Source organism: Umbribacter vaginalis (genome assembly GCA_001552935.1).
GTDB lineage: Bacteria > Actinomycetota > Coriobacteriia > Coriobacteriales > Eggerthellaceae > Berryella > Berryella vaginalis.
Genome location: KQ959677.1, coordinates 88,094 through 107,944, shown reverse-complemented (window position 1 = coordinate 107,944; position 19,851 = coordinate 88,094). Strand labels below are relative to the sequence as shown.

19 protein-coding genes are annotated in these 19,851 nt (G+C 46.4%); all 19 read right to left on the bottom strand.

What is annotated here, in order from left to right; genetic code table 11:
• Positions 1-56: 56 nt before the first annotated feature.
• The gene (gene thiI / locus HMPREF3190_RS02185; protein ID WP_066779941.1) at positions 57-1,268 is read right to left on the bottom strand and encodes a tRNA uracil 4-sulfurtransferase ThiI; all 1,212 of its coding nucleotides are present in this window, start codon (positions 1,266-1,268) and stop codon (positions 57-59) included.
• A 12-nt stretch (positions 1,269-1,280) separates the two neighbouring features.
• Positions 1,281-1,541 (bottom strand): DNA-directed RNA polymerase subunit omega, encoded by a 261-nt coding sequence (locus HMPREF3190_RS02180; RefSeq protein WP_066779939.1) that lies wholly within the window; start codon positions 1,539-1,541, stop codon positions 1,281-1,283.
• Positions 1,542-1,559: 18 nt separating this feature from the next.
• The gene (gmk, locus tag HMPREF3190_RS02175) at positions 1,560-2,120 is read right to left on the bottom strand and encodes a guanylate kinase (protein WP_066779936.1); all 561 of its coding nucleotides are present in this window, start codon (positions 2,118-2,120) and stop codon (positions 1,560-1,562) included.
• A gap of 9 nt (positions 2,121-2,129) precedes the next feature.
• A complete protein-coding gene (mihF, locus tag HMPREF3190_RS02170) occupies positions 2,130-2,438 on the bottom strand; it encodes an integration host factor, actinobacterial type (protein ID WP_066779932.1) in 309 nt (102 codons plus the stop codon).
• 200 nt (positions 2,439-2,638) lie between these two features.
• A complete protein-coding gene (pyrF, locus tag HMPREF3190_RS02165) occupies positions 2,639-3,364 on the bottom strand; it encodes an orotidine-5'-phosphate decarboxylase (RefSeq protein ID WP_066779930.1) in 726 nt (241 codons plus the stop codon).
• Positions 3,358-4,296: a dihydroorotate dehydrogenase gene (locus HMPREF3190_RS02160; RefSeq protein ID WP_449676026.1), complete on the bottom strand. Its 939-nt coding sequence runs from the start codon at positions 4,294-4,296 to the stop codon at positions 3,358-3,360. Before HMPREF3190_RS02160 ends, pyrF begins: the two co-directional genes overlap by 7 nt.
• 108 nt (positions 4,297-4,404) lie before the next feature.
• Positions 4,405-5,214 (bottom strand): dihydroorotate dehydrogenase electron transfer subunit, encoded by an 810-nt coding sequence (locus HMPREF3190_RS02155; protein WP_066779927.1) that lies wholly within the window; start codon positions 5,212-5,214, stop codon positions 4,405-4,407.
• A 23-nt stretch (positions 5,215-5,237) separates the two neighbouring features.
• Positions 5,238-6,560 carry a dihydroorotase gene (locus tag HMPREF3190_RS02150; protein WP_066779925.1) on the bottom strand — a complete coding sequence of 441 codons (1,323 nt, stop codon included), beginning with the start codon at positions 6,558-6,560 and terminating at the stop codon, positions 5,238-5,240.
• Positions 6,541-7,485 (bottom strand): aspartate carbamoyltransferase catalytic subunit, encoded by a 945-nt coding sequence (locus HMPREF3190_RS02145; protein WP_066779922.1) that lies wholly within the window; start codon positions 7,483-7,485, stop codon positions 6,541-6,543. The genes HMPREF3190_RS02150 and HMPREF3190_RS02145 overlap by 20 nt, the downstream gene beginning before the upstream one ends.
• Before the next feature lie 44 nt (positions 7,486-7,529).
• Positions 7,530-8,159 (bottom strand): bifunctional pyr operon transcriptional regulator/uracil phosphoribosyltransferase PyrR, encoded by a 630-nt coding sequence (pyrR, locus tag HMPREF3190_RS02140; RefSeq protein ID WP_066779920.1) that lies wholly within the window; start codon positions 8,157-8,159, stop codon positions 7,530-7,532.
• A gap of 374 nt (positions 8,160-8,533) precedes the next feature.
• Positions 8,534-9,904 carry a glycosyltransferase family 4 protein gene (locus HMPREF3190_RS02135; RefSeq protein WP_066779916.1) on the bottom strand — a complete coding sequence of 457 codons (1,371 nt, stop codon included), beginning with the start codon at positions 9,902-9,904 and terminating at the stop codon, positions 8,534-8,536.
• A 17-nt stretch (positions 9,905-9,921) separates the two neighbouring features.
• Positions 9,922-10,872, bottom strand: a complete 951-nt coding sequence (gene glpX / locus HMPREF3190_RS02130; protein WP_066779911.1) for a class II fructose-bisphosphatase — start codon at positions 10,870-10,872, stop codon at positions 9,922-9,924.
• Between the two features lie 228 nt (positions 10,873-11,100).
• Positions 11,101-13,146, bottom strand: coding sequence for a transcription antitermination factor NusB (locus HMPREF3190_RS02125; RefSeq protein WP_066779909.1), 2,046 nt, complete (start codon positions 13,144-13,146; stop codon positions 11,101-11,103).
• Positions 13,143-14,117, bottom strand: a complete 975-nt coding sequence (gene fmt / locus HMPREF3190_RS02120) for a methionyl-tRNA formyltransferase (protein ID WP_066779907.1) — start codon at positions 14,115-14,117, stop codon at positions 13,143-13,145. Before fmt ends, HMPREF3190_RS02125 begins: the two co-directional genes overlap by 4 nt.
• On the bottom strand, positions 14,117-14,656 hold the full coding sequence (gene def, locus HMPREF3190_RS02115) for a peptide deformylase (protein WP_449673965.1): 540 nt from the start codon (positions 14,654-14,656) through the stop codon (positions 14,117-14,119). The genes fmt and def overlap by 1 nt, the downstream gene beginning before the upstream one ends.
• Positions 14,657-14,848: 192 nt before the next feature.
• A complete protein-coding gene (locus HMPREF3190_RS02110) occupies positions 14,849-15,628 on the bottom strand; it encodes a molecular chaperone TorD family protein (protein WP_066779905.1) in 780 nt (259 codons plus the stop codon).
• Positions 15,629-15,632: 4 nt separating this feature from the next.
• Positions 15,633-16,841 carry an NrfD/PsrC family molybdoenzyme membrane anchor subunit gene (nrfD, locus tag HMPREF3190_RS02105; RefSeq protein ID WP_066779904.1) on the bottom strand — a complete coding sequence of 403 codons (1,209 nt, stop codon included), beginning with the start codon at positions 16,839-16,841 and terminating at the stop codon, positions 15,633-15,635.
• A 12-nt stretch (positions 16,842-16,853) separates the two neighbouring features.
• Positions 16,854-17,471: a 4Fe-4S dicluster domain-containing protein gene (locus tag HMPREF3190_RS02100; protein ID WP_066779903.1), complete on the bottom strand. Its 618-nt coding sequence runs from the start codon at positions 17,469-17,471 to the stop codon at positions 16,854-16,856.
• A 14-nt stretch (positions 17,472-17,485) separates the two neighbouring features.
• The coding region (locus HMPREF3190_RS02095; RefSeq protein ID WP_066779900.1) for a molybdopterin-containing oxidoreductase family protein at positions 17,486-19,851 on the bottom strand (2,366 nt) is incomplete at its 5' end.

Genomic DNA, 19,851 nt, shown 5'->3' with positions numbered 1-19,851 from the left:
GCACTCCAACGCTACAACAGTACCATGTTGCAATGTAGCAATTTTGCAAAGCTATGCTACTTCTTTGGTTTTTTATACGCAGGACAGTTATAATCATGCACTTCTAGAGCACTCATAATTTCATCAATCCAGCGTTCAAGAGGCAAAACAGCTTCGCTTTCATGCACTTGATCGAGTGATCCGTGTGTTTCTGGATTACGTGGCATAAAAAGCGTACAGCAATCGGATGCGTCTTGCGAGGATATTTCAAAGGTGGTAAGTTTCTCAGCATCAGCAATAATTTCCTGTTTATCACAGCCGATCAAAGGCCTAAAAACAGGAAGCGTTGTAGCATCGTTGGTGCATTGCAGATTTTCAAGCGTTTGTGAGGCAACTTGACCAAGCGACTCTCCCGTAACGAGCGCACCTGCTCCTTCACGCAACGCTACACGCTGCGCCACTTTCATCATAAGGCGCCGATACATAATAACGCGATAAGCAGGGGGAACACTGAGCGCGATTTCTTTTTGATAGTTGCCAAATGGTACAACATACACACGCGCAATACAACCTGAGCGCTCAAGAACGTGCGCAATATCATCCACCAGATACTCACTTGAATCGCTCGTTTGAGGGCGACCTGAAAAATGCAAACCGATACAAATTGCCCCTCGTCTGGCCATACGCCACAAGGCAACAGGAGAATCAATACCGCTTGAAAGCAAGCACACTACCCTGCCTGACGACCCTACCGGCAAACCACCAATACCACGTTCACTGTGCGCGTACACATACACAGCATTTTGCACAACTTCGATGCCCACAACAACATCAGGCGACTTCATCAAAACACGCTTATCGGGAAAATGTTCACACAATACGGAACCTATACGTTGATTAAGTTCCATAGAATTTGTTGGAAAATCGGTATGATTGCGTCGTGCTTGCACTTTAAATGTTTCAAAGTGCGGTACTTCTTCAAGTGCACAGCATGCAACGTTGCCCATCACATCAAGAATACGAGGGCATTTAAAGCCGCTTGACACACGAGCAACACCAGGGATAATTTTAAGAAGTTCAGCTGCACGTAACACGGTATCACGGTCAGTTTTTTCTTTAAAGAAACACACCAAGCGACCTGATACTCGATGAATCGCTACGAGCGGAAAATCTTTAAGCAAAGCTTCTGCATTGTGCAGCAAACGCAATTCAAATGATGCACGATTGTGGCCTTTAAGACCAATTTCATGATAGTGGAGTAAACAAATGCGCTGGTAAGCGTCGCTCATAATAAACCTTGACTAGTGATTTTTAATATCGATTGAAGAAGGATCATACGAAATATCGCCACGTGCAATTTCTTCAAAGGCAATAGAAAGCGGCTTTGCATGCGATGCGCGCGCAATATCTACCGCTGTTTGTAGCTGAAGAGCGCGTTCGCGCTGGCCATGCATCATATCGTTAATGTCACGTGCACGCTTCGATGCAAGTGAGCATAGCAAAAAGCGGTCGTTATCAGTTTTTTCAAGTAAAACATCAATTTTTGGATCAATGATGCTCATGTTTGTTTGTCCTCGCTTTTAATGTGATGAACTGGTTATATAGTCAACAAGCTGGTGTAGTGCAGTGTCCAGGTCGTCATTGACTAAAACGTAATTGTACTCTTTTTTTAAGCTAAGTTCAAGTTCTGCCTGCGCTAATCGCTTGCATATTGCTTCTTCATCTTCGGTATTGCGTGCTCGCAAACGAGCTTCTAAAACCGATAGCGATGGCGTTTCTACAAAAATAAGGTGTGCATCAGGACACTTTTTCTTAATTTGAAGCGCTCCCTGCACTTCAATTTCAAGTAATACATCAATGCCACGTGAGCGTTTTTCTTCTACTGACGCACGAGGCGTGCCATAAAAATTACCTGCATACGATGCCCATTCAAGCATTTCATCGTGATCTATCGCATGCTGAAATTGCTCTTTATCGAAGAAATAATAGGAAACTCCATCGCGCTCCCCTGGTCGGGGGTTACGGGTTGTAGCAGAAACAGAAAGCCACAAATGTGGCATTACAGAAAGTAATCGGGCCACCAATGTGCCTTTACCAGCACCTGATGGACCCGATAATACAAATAAATTACCTTTGCGCATAAACAAACGTTACACAAGACGCTCTAGCAAAGCAGCAAGCTGACGCTCGCCAAGACCACGAAGACGACGGCTATCGGCAATTTGCAGCTCATTCATAATCTTTTCTGACTTAGCTTTGCCATAACCAGGAAGAGTTTCAATAAGCGTTGAAACTTTCATACGACCAATGATAGGATCGTCTTTCATATCGAGAATTTGCTTCACTGAAAGCGCTCCTGCTTTAAGCTTTTCGCGAACTTCTGCACGCTTAATACGAGCAGCCTTGGCCTTTTCGAGGGCGGCCTTACGCTCTTCTGGGCTGAGCTGAGGAATAGCCATCGTGATCTCCTTAAGTTGAATCGAATGATTACCTATTGAACGCAGGTGCAGGGGTGCTTACCTAAAAAGTTCAATAAACTGTCGAAGCCATTATACGTGTTAGCTTCCATATTGCAAACTCTTTATGTAAGTTTCACGATGAAATATGCACACATAAGCATCGCGTTCAAAAATATCTTAGCTAATTATCTGGAAAAAGTCTATATATCAACGCAGATATTTTTAAAGGCGCTTACAGGATTTTCTGCCTGTGTAATCGGGCGACCTACCACAATGTGAGAGGCTCCCGCCTCGAAAGCCATCCGCGGTGTTGCAATGCGTTTTTGGTCGTCATTTTGGGCGGCGTGCAAACGGATGCCAGGCGTTACAATAAAAGCTTCTTCTCCCAGTTCACTTCGCAATTGTTGCGCTTCAAAAGGTGAAGCAACAACGCCTGTTAAGCCAGCGTCACACGCAAGCTGTGCCAGTGCACTTACGCGCGTTGAAACCGAACCAGTAAGACCTATCTGTTCTAAATCGGCTTGTGAATGACTCGTAAGAATAGTGATACCTAAACTAGCACACATAATATTTGCATCCAACTCATGTGCTTGTTCTAAACCACGACACGCCGCTTCAAGCATTGTTTTTCCACCGAGACAATGAAACGTAAGCATATCAGCACCCGTTTGCGCAGCACTCAAGGCGCCACCTTCAACTTGATGCGGTATATCATGCATTTTTAAATCGAGAAAAACCTTAAAACCAAGCGCTTTAAGTTCCTTTACAATTGCAGGCCCCGCTTCGTAATACAGCGTCATTCCCACTTTAACCCAGCTGGCATATCCTGCAAGCTGGCGCGCCAAATTCAGCGCCTGAGCATGCGGGCAGTCAAGCGCTACAATAACGCGCTCAGAGCAGGGTTGATCGTTAAAATTTCTTAGCACTCTAAGCCTCCTATTAACTCTGAGATATGGGTAATATGTTGTTCGCGTGCATACGTATACAACTCATCAAGAATGCGCATTGTTGCGCAAGGATCAACAAAATTCTCGGTGCCTATGGCAACAGCGCTTGCCCCAGCAAGCATAAACTCGGCAACATCGGTACCGCTCGCAACGCCACCCATACCAAGAATGGGAATGTTGACCGCTTTGTGAACTTGCCATACGCAACGCAGCGCAACAGGCTTAATGGCAGGACCCGACAATCCCCCTACCACGCGCGATAAGATAGGACGGCGGCGATGTGCGTCAATTGCCATGCCAAGCAAGGTGTTGATAAGCGAAAGCGCATCAGCACCGGCGCTTTCAGCAGCGCGCGCAATTTCTGCAATATCAGTTACATTGGGAGTAAGCTTGATAATAAGTGTTTTGCACGTGCGCTCACGCAGAAGCGACACAATGCGCTCAACAGCGTTCGGCTGTGTGCCAAGTGCCATTCCACCTGCATCTACATTAGGACACGAAATATTAATCTCATACGCATCAATGCCACTTGCTTGTTCAAGCGCGTCAAGTGCTTGGAAGTATTCGTCATATGAATGACCGCACACATTCACGATAACGCGCGTTTGCTGCTGTTTTAGCCAGGCAAGATCGTTTTCTATGAAGTGCTTGGCGCCTTTATTTTGTAACCCAATAGAATTAAGAATACCGCTGGGCGTTTCCGCTAAACGTCCCTGATCGTTTCCTTCCCACGCACACGCAGATACTCCTTTGGTAGTAATGGCACCCAAACGTGATATATCAATGAAATCGGCATACTCGCGCCCGCTGGCAAAGGTGCCTGACGCAACCGTGAGCGGATTTTTCATGCTCAGAGAAGCAAGCGAAACGCGCATGTCAACATCGTTTTGTGCATCTCTGTGCGCAACCAATTGACATTCGTGCGTGTTCGTGACGTGCGTATTCTTGAAGTTAGCGTGCACTCCACATTCCTCTCTTTCCTACTGAAACCTTACTGCACAAGCACAACCGAGCAAGCGCTACCATACTAATTCGCTTGCGTCAAAGACGGGGCCATCAATACAGACGCGCTTCTTTCCACAGTGCGTATCAGCCGTACATGATAAACACGCCCCAATACCACATGCCATTGAACGCTCAAGTGAAACCTGACAAAAAATACCAAAATCATGTGCAAGATTGCTTACCAGCTTCATTACAATACTCGGGCCACAGACGCTGATACAGGTGTAGGGTGTCCCTTGATCTTGTGCCTCTTTTATCAGGCGCTCAACTACGGGAATACAAGTACCTGGAATACCAAAAGAACCATCATCGGTTGTGCAGGTAAGCGACGATACAATGCGCTGATAATCCAAACGCGTACATAGATACTCAGCGTTGCGCGCCGCAAGAATAGCGTCGCAAGGTATGGAGTGCTCGTGCAAATAGCGAGCCCACATGTATAATGGCGCACTGCCAAGTCCAGCTCCTACCAGCAACACGCGATCGCGTTCACACACAGGATGCATATCTTGCCAGCTGTTCCCAATAGCACCAATCATGTTGATGGTGTCAACATGACGCGCATCAAGCTGGGCAAGCAGGCGCGTTCCCTCTCCTATCTGCGCATATAAAATCTCCAGAACGCCTGTTTGCGGATCGCTTCGATACACAGAAAACGGGCGGCGCAACAGGTGTTCTGAAGCACAAGGAAGCTGTAAATGTACAAACTGACCTGCCTTTATGCTGCTTGCAAGCGGCGCACAAACAAGTTTCATAAGATAAATGTTACCACCAACATGCTCATTTGATACAAACTCAGCATTATAAAGCGCAAGCTTTGACATACATCCCCCTGGTAATTTACGTATTATTGCTGTGAAAGCGGCTGGTGTGCCAGCGTGCCATCAATCAACATATGCTTGCCGTCAATAAATACATCGCAGGCGCGTCCTTGCAGATGAGCGCCTAAAAATGCAGAATTGCTCGACTTCGATTCAAATTCTTGCTCTGTTACATCCCACGACGCATTAGGGTCGATAAGCGTTAAGCTTGCGCGCGATTGAGGCGCAATACGCACCGGATCGAGGCGCAAAATAGCGCGTGGATTTACAGCCATTAAACTTACAAGCTGCGACCATGAAAGTTTTCCAGGTGCTACAAGGTGTGTAATCATAAGCGCAAGCGACGTTTCAAGCCCAATCATGCCAAACGGTGCTAGCTCAAATTCGCGTGCTTTTTCGTAGGCAGCATGAGGCGCGTGATCGGTAACAATGCAATCAATTGTTCCATCAAGCAGGCCTTGCACCAGCGCATCAGAGTCGGCTTGTGTGCGCAGCGGCGGATTTACTTTAAAATTAGTGTTGTAACTCTCATCGATGTCGCTGTCGTGCAAGAACAGGTGATGAGGAGTAACTTCGCAGGTAACAGGCACGCCTTGCGCCTTTGCTGCACGCAACTGTTCTACACCAGCAGCACTGGTAAGGTGTTGAATGTGAAGCGGTGTTTGTGTAAGCTGCGCCAATTGCATATCGCGAGAAATTTGAATTTCTTCACCAGCAGCAGGCCAGCCGAGTAAACCGAGGCGCGTTGAGACAGCTCCTTCGTTAATCTGACCTGCGTCAACAAGGTCTTCGTCTTGGCAGTGACTCATAATTACCTTGTTGAACGGGTGCGCGTAATCCATAACGCGACGCATCATTGAGCTTGACTGCACACCATGACCATCGTCGGTAAACGCAACAGCGCCTAACGCAGACATCTCACCAATATCGGCAAGCGCTTCACCTTTGAGGCCTTTCGTGCACGCACCAGCGGCATGCACCTTACAAAACGCCTGATGGTGAGCCTTACTCATAACAGCACGCAACACAGCAGCATTATCGATAACAGGATCGGTATTCGCCATGCAGCACACGTCGCTAAACCCGCCTTTGAGCGCCGCGCGCGAACCCGACACAATGTCTTCTTTGTACTCAAAACCTGGGTCGCGAAAATGCACATGAATATCCACAAGGCCTGGAACCAGCACTTTTCCGCTTGCGTCAATAACCTGCGCATGACTTGTATCATGTTCTTGTGTTGCACTACCAACTGCGATAATCGCATCGTTTTCTATCAGCACATCGCCTTGTTCGTCAAGCGATACTTGCGGGTCAACCAAATGCGCATTTTTAATGAGAAATTGATTCATCATTACCTCCCAATAACAGATACAGCATAGCCATACGTACTAACACACCGGAATATACCTGATCGAGAATAAGGGAACGTTGTGGATGATCTGCCATATAATCGTCCAGCTCAACTCCACGATTGATCGGACCCGGATGGCAAATTACCGCCGTGTCTTTCATGAAATGTTCACGCTCACGCGTAAGGCCGTAAAGCAAGTTGTACTCTCGCAAGCTGGGGTACGGCGCACCTTCCAAGCGTTCGCGCTGAATGCGCAACATATACACAACGTCAAGATCACCGAGCGCATCATCAAGAGAGCTGGTAACTTCATCGGCTCCTAAAGCTTCTGGATACGCAGGAAGCAGTGTTTTTGGAGCAATAAGTGTTACGTGCGCACCCATAATTTTCAGTGCAGGAACAAGAGATCCGCACACGCGCGAGTGTCCAACATCGCCTACAATTCCCACTTTAAGATGCGATAAGGTACCAAAATGGCGCCAAATGCTGTACAGGTCAAGCAGCGCTTGTGTGGGATGCTGATGCTTACCATCGCCTGCATCGATAACGCTCACACCCGAAATATCGGCAATTTTACGTGGAACACCTGCACGCTTATCGCGCACGATAATCATATCAATTTTGTAGGCGCACAGCGTTTTTACGGTATCTTCCAGGCTTTCGCCTTTAACGGTAGACGTTGACGATCCGCCAAAATTCAAGCTGTCGCACGAAAGGCGCTTTTCTGCTAGCTCGAAGGACGAACGCGTGCGAGTCGATGGTTCGTTAAACATATTTACAACCGTAAATCCACGCAATGCAGGCACTTTTTTAATGCGACGCTCGTTTACTGCACGGAACTTGTCGGCTGTATGAAGAATTGTTTGAATGTCTTCGCTGCTGTATTCGCGTATATCAATAAGATGCTTATGTTGAAAAGCCATTACTCTCCCCTTTCTTTAGTAGCTTCTGATACGTATAAGAGGCGTTATGCCTGCTCTGTAGTGGTATTTTGCAGTGGCAACGCTCCTTTGTGAGCATCTTTGTCGAGCGCAACTATTTCTACACACGAACTGCCGTCGCTTTCATCCAAAAGCACTATTACGTTTTCTTCATCGGATGTGGGAACATTTTTGCCTACATAATCGGGGCGAATGGGAAGTTCACGATGCCCACGATCGACAAGTGCTGCAAATTGAATGCAGCGCGGGCGCCCCAAATCCATAAGCGCATCAAGAGCGCAACGTACTGTTCTGCCGGTATACAGCACGTCATCAACTAAGATGACCGTTGCATCTTCAATAGAAAAAGGGATATTCGTTGAGTGAATTTCTGGCGAAATGTGGTGCAGAACGTCATCGCGATAAAAACTGATATCAAGGCTGCCTAAAGGAAGCGTTTTGCCTTCGATTGCCTGGATGCTTTTAACCAGCCGATGCGCCAAAACGTCACCACGTGTCAAAATTCCGATAACGACCATGTTTTCAGAGCCCGAGTTTTTCTCTAAAATTTCATGGGCGATACGGTTAATTGAACGATCGATATCCTGCGCATCCATACATACATGCTTGATGGATGATTGCACTTCGTCGTTTGATTGCTGCGTGCGTGTTGCCATGCATCTCTCCTTTCTCAATAACTACGTATCGTAAGGTGAGAGCGACAGGTTACACGAAGCGAATGTCACATGCGCGGCAGCAAAAAAAATGCCACCAGCTTTAAGACAGGTGACAACATAAATTCGCTTGTATGTTTGCCTTGTCGGTCTCTCGGTACCGCCTTAAAGGACTAAACGAACTATACCATGCTGAAAGCGATTTATCAACTACTATTTTGAAGAATGCTAAAGCGACGAAAAACCAAAGAAACTGCAGTTCAACTAAATGCCAACCACTGATTATTGTGCGAACATCTGCATCGAAGATTGCTGATGTCTCACATCCACCTGCGTCGAGAATATGTGGAGCCATCGCATGAAATATACACGAAATATCACTTACATCTGCCTGCATCGAGAATACGCTTAGCGAGCGCATCCCACGTAAGAGCAGAAAGTTCTTGCTGGGTGTAGTGCAGACGTTGAATGCGCTGAGTATCTGTTTCGTTCAAAAGTGTGTCAATCATAGCATCGATGGCATCTTTGAAACGTACCTCATAGCCAGGAAGTTCACTGCACACTGGTACGCCTACTTCACGTTCTGCAGGTAAATCAACGAAGTAACACAGCGCATGCGGAATATGATGCGTAATCCAATCATACAAACCTGCTGTATTGCTGCATACAACAGCACAACCACACGCGAGCGCTTCAATCACGCACAGCGGTAATCCTTCATAGTATGATGCAAGTACAAAGATATCGCTTGACTGATAGTGTAACGCTACCTGTTCTTGAGAGAGCGCTCCTAGCATATGAACCGGAAACGGCAAGCAGTGCGCAAGATTACGTGCTTGGCGCCATTCGTCAGTACTACCACTGCCACCAATAAGTGAAAGCTTAGCGATGCGCGATGTATCGTCTATCGCAAGTGATCGAAGTAAGCTGTGAACTCCTTTTTTATAGGATATTTTGCCAACATAGCACAAGTTAAACGTACGCGGTTTTATGCCTGAACTGTGCTGCTGGTGCGCAGCGTGTACTGAAAGCGAATTACCCGTTGAGCTTGATAGCACTGCTTGAAGAGTGTCTGAATACCGAAACAGAGCACTGTCAAATGCTGCACCAAGCGCATACACGCATTTGCAAGCTTCAGGAAATAAACTTGTGATCTGTATTTTTTGGTTCTCATGAAGTGCGATAACAGCATCAAACTTGGAGAGGCACGCACGTACACGTTCATAAAACAGATGATGTGTTCGCAATTGCCGTAAATCGCTTCCATGACAAATAGCAATCATATGCGGTATGTGTGGCGTACCTGACATGGTTTCATACGTATCATCACAACCCGCAGTGCTGGGAGCGCTTGCAGAGCAGGCTTTAAACACGTCGTAAGCAAGCGTCATAACACCATACAAATGATGACAAATAACAACATCAGGCTTAAATTCCTTGCGCGCTGTCAAAAGCACACGTCTAAATTCATGTTCAAAAACATCTAGCTGAACAGGAGTTAAATTTCGATAGATGCTTGAAGTGTACGGCATCGTATCGCTCATGCCAACAACAGGAAAGTTCACGCGTGAGGTATTAAATACCACAGGAAACGTAGGGTATGTAAAGGTATACGCATCGTGAACATCACAGCCATAGATAAGCGCTACATCGTGCCCTGCTTTTTCAAACGCATGCTGCAAATGGCTCAGATAAATTCCACTGCCTGTTGAATCGGGTTTTTGCGCTGTAATCGATAAAATTCTCACGAACGGCAATGTGCTTTCTAGCTGCGTTGATGCTGAGTGGTAATAAAGCGCACCGAATGATCGCACGCACGCATAAGAATGCTTGATGTGGTAACGCTGGTTTCGTCAAAGCGAACACCGTCAAGCAATTCGCCATGCGTAACACCACTTGCAATAAATGCCGCATCATCAGAGCGCACGAGCATATCCATCGTGAGTGGTGCATCCAAATCGAGCTGGGCAGTTTTCAGTGCGCGTTCTCGTTTTTCTTTACCATGAACATCCAAGTCAAAACGCAAACGACCCATAAATGCACCGCCTACTGCCTTAAGCGCACAGCACGCAAGAACACCCTCAGGAGCTCCACCCGAGCCCATATATAAATCGATACCAGTATGAGGCAGCGCTGTTGCAAGCGCTCCGTATACATCACCATCACCAATTAAGCGGATACGTGCACCTGTTTTGCGAATGTCTGCAATGAGTTTAGTATGGCGCTCGCGTTCAAGAACACAAACACACATCTCAGATACCGGTTTTCCAAGCGATTCTGCAACATGATGAATATTATCGGCAACAGGAGCATCAATGTCGATTGCATCGCGAGCTTGCGGGCCTGCTGCAATTTTTTGCATATACGTATCAGGGGCAAAAAGCAGAGCGCCACGTGGGGCAATAGCAATGGTGCAGAGAGCGTTTGCTGCATTGGCAGCACACAAATTTGTGCCTTCAAGCGGGTCAACCGCAATATCTATCTCTTCGCCACCACGCCCAAGCTCTTCACCAATGAAAAGCATAGGAGCTTCATCGCGCTCGCCTTCTCCGATAACAACCCTCCCAGAAAAGTTCATAGCATTAAATGCATCACGCATAGCAGTAGTGGCTGCTTGATCTGCCGCAACTTTATCGCCGCGCCCGTTAAAGGCAGCGGATGCAATAGCGGCTTTTTCAGCAACTTCTACGACTTCAAAAACGCGAGCTGAATTCATAACACGCCTTCTTTCTGTTGAATGGTCTTGTACTGTTTTACCATGGTATAAGCCCTTTGTGTATGAAAATATCCAGAGAGCACTAAATTGCATAGTAAACGGCACACAAAGCAGTAATGAGTAAAGAGCACACGAACAAAGCCTGCATGAAAGTGCACGAACAGCTTCAAGTAAAAAGCGCACCGAGCAGCGCAGCACAAAAAAGCGTTCCGGCAAAGAAAGCTATGCTTAACGTATGCGTTTAAAGCGAACAGCAAAATGAGCATCAGCTCCATCGGCATTCAGCTGAACTGAAATGCACGATTGTGAACCAAAAGGAGCAAGTACAAATGACGCGCCTTGCTGTGATTCTAAAAACTGCTTTACAACATTGTTATTTTCCGCATACGTAATTGTACATGTTGAATATACCAGTGACCCACCAACTGCAACATAGGCGCCAGCAGATGCAAGCATATCCAATTCAAGCTGGGCAATCTCTTCAATAGCCTCAGCACTTAAACGCCAGCGAATTTCAGGATGACGGCGCAGTGTTCCAAGCCCCGAGCACGGAGCATCGACAAACACTACATCGTAACTGTTCGCAGGAACAAAGCTTGAAAGACGCGTTGCGTTTCCACAATAAAATTCACGAACGTTTACGCCGTAGCACTTTGTACGCTCGCGCACAATGTCAAGTTTATACGAATGCAAGTCAACAGCATCAAGCTGAGCTTGCTTATTGTGAGCTGCATAATAATGACTTTGTAGTAACAGTGTTTTGCTACCACGACCACAGCCAATTTCAAGCAACTTCTCTCCTTTGAGCAACAAGGCAGCTTGCAGAGCGATATGTTGAGCACACGCATCAGATACGAAAATCTTACCCTCATCAAAAAGTGCTTTTATGCTGGGATGAAGAATGCTTTGAGGGTTAATAACGCGCTTACACAAGGCAACAGACATATCATTGACCGTTACATCACAAAGCCTACTACCAGCACTTTCAAAGGCAGATTGTACCTCTTCGATACTGCTTTTAATACTATTAATGGCAATATATAAAGGAGCAGGCGCATTACTTGCTTTCATAAAATGTGCGGCATTTTGAGCTCCCATGTCGGCAATAAGCCGCTCACAGAGCCATTTTGGGAAACCATAAGTGCGCGCAAGCGCTGCTGTATCGCGCTTCGGGTCACCATAAGGAAACGATGCGCGTGAGCGCTCAACGCGATGCAAAATGGCATTTCCTAAACCACTTGCACACGGGCTTACCGCACGCACTAATTCTACTCCCTGGTCAATAGCAGCATGAGCCTCTTTATTCAGGAACATAAGCTCATAGGTTGAGATGCGCAACGCATCACGAATATCTTCAAACGCATCGGCTGGTTTTTCCAATGCGCGATCAATAATTTCATCAAGCGTGCCATAACACGTAGCAACACCTAATGCAAGCAGCGCTGCAAACGATTTATCGCTTGAAGATAAGCTGCACTTATCAAGGTGAGCGTTCAAAATATCTTGCGTATAGGCTTTTCGCAGGCGTACCAAGCGCGTTACACGAAGTGCTAAAAGTCGCGCATCGGATGCTTTATTTGGATAAAAGTCACCTGAAACATGCTTGCTTTCACGTGCGCGGGCGCTGTCGTCCATGTGAGATGTTGCGCGCTTAAGCTCACGTTCTCGACGATTTTTTTCACGCGTAATATTGCCTGGAGCTATAGCGCTGCGCTTTCCTGCTTTTGGATCCAGCTCGCCGTTGTAAGCAAGCGTTGTATCTGACGTAATACGTTTAATTTCCCGCGCCCGAACACTTTTCATAGTGCGTGGGCGGTATCCTTGCTGGTGCTTTTCGCTGGAAGTAACACGTGCACGTGAACTTGCTGCTTTCTTGCGAGCATATGCACTATCATGTGAGGCAGCTTCCGAAGACGTGCGGGAAGATGGGTGCGAGGATTTTGCTTTCATGCGATCAGATGTAGCTGATGCAAAAGAAGTTGACTTCGCGCGATCGGTATGCGGTTTCTTGCGTGAAAACGGCGCAGATGAGTGCGAGGATGCTGCTTTTTTATGAGCAGGCGTAAAATTCTTGTGTGCAGGAGCGCCCGTGTGTGAACCAGATGAGGCTTTCTTATGCGCAAACGATGAAGTTTTTCGTGAAAATGATTTGTGCTGTGCGGATGCAGATGATTGTTTTGATTGGTGCGTTCGCGAAGATGTGTGCGATGCGTGATGTGCTGCCTGTCGTACACGTGAGGGTTTGTTAGGTCTCTGGCCTGCCTGTTCTGTCATTTTGCGCTCTCCCAAACTAAGGTAGCATGTTTTATTCCTTGTATCCCTGACGCAAATGCGCAAGAATCCATAGCGCGTTTTCCACTGGGAATAAGGCTATGAATTTCAAGGATACCAGATTTACAAGCAAGAAACAGACGTTTTGCATGAAAACACATATCACCTGCGCAAAGCGAGTTAAGACGTTCATGCAATAAAGGGCTGTTAAGCGCCACGTCATCAAGCACTGAAGCGTTCATTACGCGAACAGAACGCCCAGCAAGCAGCGCGCGTGCAGGGTGCGCATTGCTTGAAGCATGAACCTTTCTGCAGGCTTGAAGTGCCGTGTCATCAGGAGAAAGATACAACTCATCTTTGGTGAGCTTATGTGCATACGTAACAAGCGTGTGATCTTGCACTTGCCATTCAACTGAATTTTGAGCAAGCGCATCTAAACATTCAAGTAGTGATTGCGCGCCTAAACACGCCAGCTGTTCGCTGAGTTCGTCATAGGAAAGTTCGCCCAGCGCAACGCGTTTCGGAAAGCAGAAATCGCCCGCATCAAGAGCTGCTGTCATGCGCATACTACACACGCCAGCATACGTATCGCCCGCTAAAATAGCACGTTCGATCGGAGCTGCTCCACGCCAGCGCGGAAGAAGCGACGCATGCACGTTAATGGCGCCATAGCGCGCAACGTTAAGCAGCGCTTCGGGAAGCAACATTCCATACGCAGCAACGCAAATCACGTCGGGCTGTAGCGCGGCAAGCGTATCGATAAGCTGGGGGTTTTTACAGGAAGCTGGCTGATACAACGGCACATCGGCATCGCGCGCAATACATCCAACCGCAGACGTCTCAAGGTGCGATCCACGCGAACGCACGGCATCAGGCGCTGTAAAAACAGCGCATACGTCATGCATTTTGCTTGCAAGCAGGTGCTTGAGGATAGTTGCCGCAAACGCCGGCGTTCCCATAAAAACAATGCGCATTATGAAGCGCTTTCGATTGAAACGTCACCAGGCATCGCACCTGCTGCGCGTGCTTTTGCATACGCATCGAGCAGTTTCAATTTGTACGTAGGAACACAGCTTTCAAACAAGGTGATGCCGTTGAGGTGGTCAATTTCATGCTGTAAACAACGACCAAGCAGGCCGTCGCTTTCAATTTCCCACTCTTCGCCTTTTAAGTCGAAATAACGAACATGCGCCCACGGTGGCCGCGAAACAGGTGCGCTTACTCCTGGTACCGACAAGCAGCCCTCATAATCGATAACAGGATCGCCTTGCAATTCAATAATTTCTGGATTAAGAAGCACGAGCGGATCTTTTACACCATCAGGCCAATCGCAATCGACAACAATCAGACGTTTCAGAACACCTACCTGCGGTGCAGCAAGACCTACACCATTATTTTTATACATCGTTTGTGCCATTTGTGTTGATAAACGTTTAAGACTTTTATCGTCAAATGAAGCAGCGTCACACACCGTATTGAGCAATGGATCGGGAGATCGTACGATCTTCAACATAAAAACCATCCTTACATTTCAAAATGCACTACAAAACCTACGCTTGATGTATAGATTTTGTTTTCTTTGTCTATGCTAGTATATGACAAAACAGCGCTTGACCCTGTTACATCTTATAAACTGTAGCATAACTGCAATGAAACAGCTGACACAAAAAGCATTTCCAATCCCATGGTGTAACTCTGTGTATACTCAGCTAAACTCGTCTATAATATTGTTTTCATCATACGGCGGATTATTAAGCACAGCACGCACCAGTTCAAGCAGATGTGCGCAATACGCATCAGGAGCATGGTGTTGTACACGCTCATACAAGGCATCGATCCATGCACACGGATGATCAGCAAGAAAAGCTTTCAAAGTGCACATGGACGTATACACATCGCCAGTATTCTGCTCCTCGTCAGTATTCTGATGCTTGTTACTATTCTGCTCAGTAGTATGGTCAAAGGCATCAGCAATACGCTGCGCTAAAGTAGCCGCATACATGCACTCAATACCAATATGGTCGGCATATTGCCTATTTGATCCCTCAATCGTAAGGTGCGCATCCTGCAATGCATGAAGCATTTCAAGAGCACAGCGGCCATAGCCGACTTCATTATGTTGCTCGGCATAAAAGCCCTCCCACGGTGGACAGGTAGGTTTGGGAGGGCCAATAAATAGTGCAGTTTGCTCACAGGCTGCTTCAGTAAGCGCAGCGCTTCCGTGCGTACGTTGAAGCTGTTCAAGATATGCGGCAAAATGATCAAACGCATCATGCAAGCAGGCATTACCAAGCGTGTCGCTCGCATGCCATGCTTCTGGATCAAATAATGAAGCAGGTAGTCTATTCGGTGTCGTAATAAGCAAACTTCCAAGCAAATTAAGCAAGCCTGCATAGACACTCCATCGATATGCCGAATGCGGCATACCTAAGGAAGCATCGTTATTGTTGGCAGACACATGCTGCAATGAAAGGCGCTGTTCCATATCATTAGTCCTTGATAGGTTCATGTAATGGCACACAAAGCTTAAACAATATAATTAATGCTAACAGTGCAATTCCAACCATAGCACACGTAACGCCAATTTCTGAAATGCTCGGTGCATAATAGCTTAACGGAGACCACATACCAATGCTGTGCACTCCTTGTGTTTCTACAGAACCGCTCGTCAATCCAGGTGCACCATACACATTTGGCTTCACGAATGACGATAGCAACAACCAGATGCGCTTACAAAATACACCAAGCATTACCAATACTCCCGCTGTGAAAAAGAAGCGTTTTGACGCGCGGCGTTTTGTAGAAATCATCAAGAAAAATGGAATTACTAAACCACCGATAATTTCAAACCAAAAAAACGGTGCCGTAGAACCAACAAACATTTGACCTAAAATAAAGGTTCCTGTTGCAGTATGGGCGTAAGCGGTAGTAACTACTTCACACATGATAAAATAGAACTCAAATACTACTGCAACCACCATGATCAAAGCGAGCGTTGGATAGATATGTTTTTCAACGCGAACATGCTGCTGCTTTTCAAGATAGGCAAGACACAAAGCTACACATGCAGCACCTGAATCGAGCGCTGAACAGATAAAGATGGGTGCAAGGATAGCGCTGTTCCATCCCTCTTTTGCATTTTCAAGACCAAAAATCCACGCATCAACCGACAGCAAGCCAAAAAATGAAAGCACTAAAATACGGGCTAACAGTATTGCTTGACGCTCTTTTTTCAGGAGCAAAAACGCTAAAAACAACACGTCAAGAATAAGACATACGCTAATAGCTGTCATATCCCAAACTAAAGGAGAAGCAAAATTAGGGCTCAAAAACATATGAAACACGCGCTCGATACCACCAAGATCAACTAATACAGAAAGTCCGCCCATGCAAAGCATAACAAGCGCAACAATGGCACTCGGAATCGAAATAGAACGCAGTGATTTAATATTGAAAGCGTATCCAGCACACGCAATTGCTTGTGCTCCTGCCGATAATCCTACAAAGTACATAAAATCGGCAATGTACAAGCCCCACGATGTTCCATTGTTCATGCCCGTTGCACCAAGGCCAAACCACTGCTGATACACCCAGCTTATAAGCCCAAAAAGCACTCCAAGTACAGAAACAAGCGCAACAACTTTCGTTGATGTATGTAAGGTATTAAGCTCCATACGACGTATTACGTTAGCAATCATAACCGTTTCTCCTTACACCAAATAGAACACTTGCGGCTCGGTGCCCATATCTTCAAGCAGCGTACGAACATTGCCTTGGGCGCGCAGTTTAGAAATTTCGCTATTCGGATCGTCAAGATCGCCAAAAACACGGGCGCGAGCAGGACAAGTACGAACACACATAGGCAACTCACCTTTATCGGTGCGCTCTTTGCATAAGGTGCATTTTTCCATAACGCCTTTATTGCGCACAGGAACGTCTGAGCTTCCATAGTTGAATCCTGTAGCACGAGCAGGCTCTTCCCAGTTAAACACACGTGCATTATAGGGACATGCTGCCATGCACATACGGCATCCAATACATTTATCGTAGTTAATTTCCACGCGCCCTTTATCGTCTTTATACGTGGCGCCTGTTGGACATACTTTTTGGCACGCAGGCTTAGCACAATGTTGGCACGACATAGGAAGATACGCACGTGAAAGCTGCGGATACGTACCTTGTGCACCATCAATTACATCGGCATTTTCAGTTAAAATTCTATTCCATAACATACCATCGGGTATATTATTTTGCATTTTACACGCTAGTGAACAGGTGTGACATCCAACACAGCGCGCTTGACTAATAGCGAGAGCATAACGTGTCATGATACGATCCTCCTTTACGCTTTCTCAACTTCAACTAAGGTATCTGAAAATGGAATAACAGGCCCAACCATCAATTTTTCACCACGGGGAACATACGCATCGTTGGTGAGCTCTTGCATGTTACCTTCAATCGTGAAGTCAGCCGTTGCTCCTTCATACAAACGTGCACAACCAGGACGAATGGCTTCATTTGCTTGTACATGCACTTTAATAAGGCCGCGGTCGTTTTTCACGCGTACGACATCGCCATTTTTGATGCCACGCTTTTCCAAATCGGCTGGATTAACAGCAATAGTTGGCACATAGATACTTTGAAGCCATTGAGCATCGTTAAACTGATTGTGAATTCTAAAGCGTGTACGCGTGTTTGCAAATTGCAAAGGAAAACGCTCGCGCAACGGATTATCTTCGTAGGCTTCAAGAGGCGCTTCCCATAAGGGTAATTGCTGATTAAATGCCAGCATGTCTTCGTAATAAACATCCATTCTGCCCGATGGTGTGGAAAATTTACCATCTTCAAAACAGCGTTTAATTTTTTCGTTTCCTTTGATAGGCCACACACCAAACGCTTCGTTAATTTTTTCAGGTGTAAGCGTATTGATTGAGGGGTCTTTTGATCCTTTAAGCAATTGGCGAACATAATCTTCACCTGTTTTCGGAAGCACGTCAGCACATCCTAAACGGCGCGCGATTTCTTGCTGGACCCACAAGTCGGTTTTTGCTTCAAACAGTGGATCGATGATTTTGTTTTGCATGACAATATTGTTATATCCCGTTTTGATATTGGAAAATGCACAGTCATTTTCAAAACGAGTTGTGAGTGGCAAAACATAATCAGACCACTTGCACGCTTCTGTGAAGTACGGATCAAGTTGCACCACCAAATCGAGTTTTTCATACCACGCTTTGGTAACATTCATATTTCCGAAGTGCTGTGCAGTATCATCGCCAAAGACGATAGCAGCACGAACACTATTTGGCTTAGTGCGAAAATCGTACGCAGCCATTTCATTTTTTGAAGCCTTCATATACGATGGCAGCGACCACGAGCCGAATTTAGCGGAATAACCCGTACCAAAACTGCCTCCAACATACACACCAACGCCAGCTCCAGGTTTTCCAACATTCCCGGTAAGCGCTGTCAAAACAGCAGCTGCATGGCCAGCAATATCTGCATTTGCCATCTTATCGTTTCCGCCCCAACCAAGCGCCAGTGACGAAGGGCCTTGGGCATATAAGGCTGCAAGTTCGCAGATTTTCTTTTCTGGAATATGCGTAATGCGCGCTGCTTCGGCAACGCTAAACGATTTCAGTGTTTGTTTCAGCAGATTAAACACCGTGGTGTAGGTTTTATTTTGGAAAGTTATCGTAGCGTTTAGATCAGGGTTAGCGCATTGAGTATAGGCGCATGGCGCAGACGTGTTCGCATCACATACATAAAAGGGGTTCGTATCGCCTTTTTCAGGCTTTTTGGCATTCAGATCAGGTTCATGATGACGCAACAATTTTCCCGTAGATATATCTACTAAATACGGAAACGATGTGTGCAGCTTCATAAATTGCTGATCGGTTAAGCCCTTATCCAGAATATGAACAATCATACCGAGGAAAAGCGCAGCATCAGTACCAGGCTCAATAGGAATCCACTCGTCAGATTTACCTGCTGTTGTTGAGAAATGCGGATCCACCGTAATCATACGCGCGCCCGCTTCTTTAGCTTCAAAAAACAAACGCACTTGTGGCAGTGTTGACTCACAGAAATTGCTTCCAACCGTAAGAACTAAACGCGAATTTACCCAGTCGCGCGCCTCAGCAGTTGCGGTTGCATATCCGCCACCAAGCCCAATAGCAGGGTCAAGTCCGTTACCATTACCAACATCAATACCCGTATTTCCTGAGCCTTGTGCTTGCAGCATATCTTTCAAAAAGATAGGACCCGTTTCATCGCATGTACGCACATACACTGCTTTATTACCGTATTGCGAGCGAATAGCTTGTAATTTTGCAACAATATCGTCAAGCGCTTCTTCCCACGACACGGAAACGAATTTGTTTTCACCGCGCTTACCAACACGTTTAAGAGGAGTTTGTACACGTCCTGCTCCATAAATGTGCTGAATTTCCGATATGCCTTTCAAGCAAATAGTTTCATAACGATCGTGACAACATGTATTGGGTTCAACCAAAACCAAGCGTCCATCACGAACAGTGCACTTAAGCGGGCACATCCCACCGCAATGTCCCTGATGATAGGTATATCCCACTGTTTCAGTATGCTGCGGTTTTTCTACGTGCGCACCTAAGAAAGAACATGAAGTAGCACCACCTGCAAGTGCAAATAAACCCAAAACTCCCCCTGCTTTTAAAAGGGAGCGGCGGG

Excerpts from the sequence above, each read along its gene's own strand:
- thiI (WP_066779941.1), bottom strand. The coding sequence starts at position 1,268 with ATGAGCGACGCTTACCAGCGCATTTGTTTACTCCACTATCATGAAATT.
- HMPREF3190_RS02180 (WP_066779939.1), bottom strand. The coding sequence starts at position 1,541 with ATGAGCATCATTGATCCAAAAATTGATGTTTTACTTGAAAAAACTGAT.
- gmk (WP_066779936.1), bottom strand. The coding sequence starts at position 2,120 with ATGCGCAAAGGTAATTTATTTGTATTATCGGGTCCATCAGGTGCTGGT.
- mihF (WP_066779932.1), bottom strand. The coding sequence starts at position 2,438 with ATGGCTATTCCTCAGCTCAGCCCAGAAGAGCGTAAGGCCGCCCTCGAA.
- HMPREF3190_RS02155 (WP_066779927.1), bottom strand. The coding sequence starts at position 5,214 with ATGTCAAAGCTTGCGCTTTATAATGCTGAGTTTGTATCAAATGAGCAT.
- HMPREF3190_RS02150 (WP_066779925.1), bottom strand. The coding sequence starts at position 6,560 with ATGAATCAATTTCTCATTAAAAATGCGCATTTGGTTGACCCGCAAGTA.
- HMPREF3190_RS02145 (WP_066779922.1), bottom strand. The coding sequence starts at position 7,485 with ATGGCTTTTCAACATAAGCATCTTATTGATATACGCGAATACAGCAGC.
- pyrR (WP_066779920.1), bottom strand. The coding sequence starts at position 8,159 with ATGGCAACACGCACGCAGCAATCAAACGACGAAGTGCAATCATCCATC.
- glpX (WP_066779911.1), bottom strand. The coding sequence starts at position 10,872 with ATGAATTCAGCTCGCGTTTTTGAAGTCGTAGAAGTTGCTGAAAAAGCC.
- HMPREF3190_RS02125 (WP_066779909.1), bottom strand. The coding sequence starts at position 13,146 with ATGACAGAACAGGCAGGCCAGAGACCTAACAAACCCTCACGTGTACGA.
- fmt (WP_066779907.1), bottom strand. The coding sequence starts at position 14,117 with ATGCGCATTGTTTTTATGGGAACGCCGGCGTTTGCGGCAACTATCCTC.
- def (WP_449673965.1), bottom strand. The coding sequence starts at position 14,656 with ATGTTGAAGATCGTACGATCTCCCGATCCATTGCTCAATACGGTGTGT.
- HMPREF3190_RS02110 (WP_066779905.1), bottom strand. The coding sequence starts at position 15,628 with ATGGAACAGCGCCTTTCATTGCAGCATGTGTCTGCCAACAATAACGAT.
- nrfD (WP_066779904.1), bottom strand. The coding sequence starts at position 16,841 with ATGATTGCTAACGTAATACGTCGTATGGAGCTTAATACCTTACATACA.
- HMPREF3190_RS02100 (WP_066779903.1), bottom strand. The coding sequence starts at position 17,471 with ATGACACGTTATGCTCTCGCTATTAGTCAAGCGCGCTGTGTTGGATGT.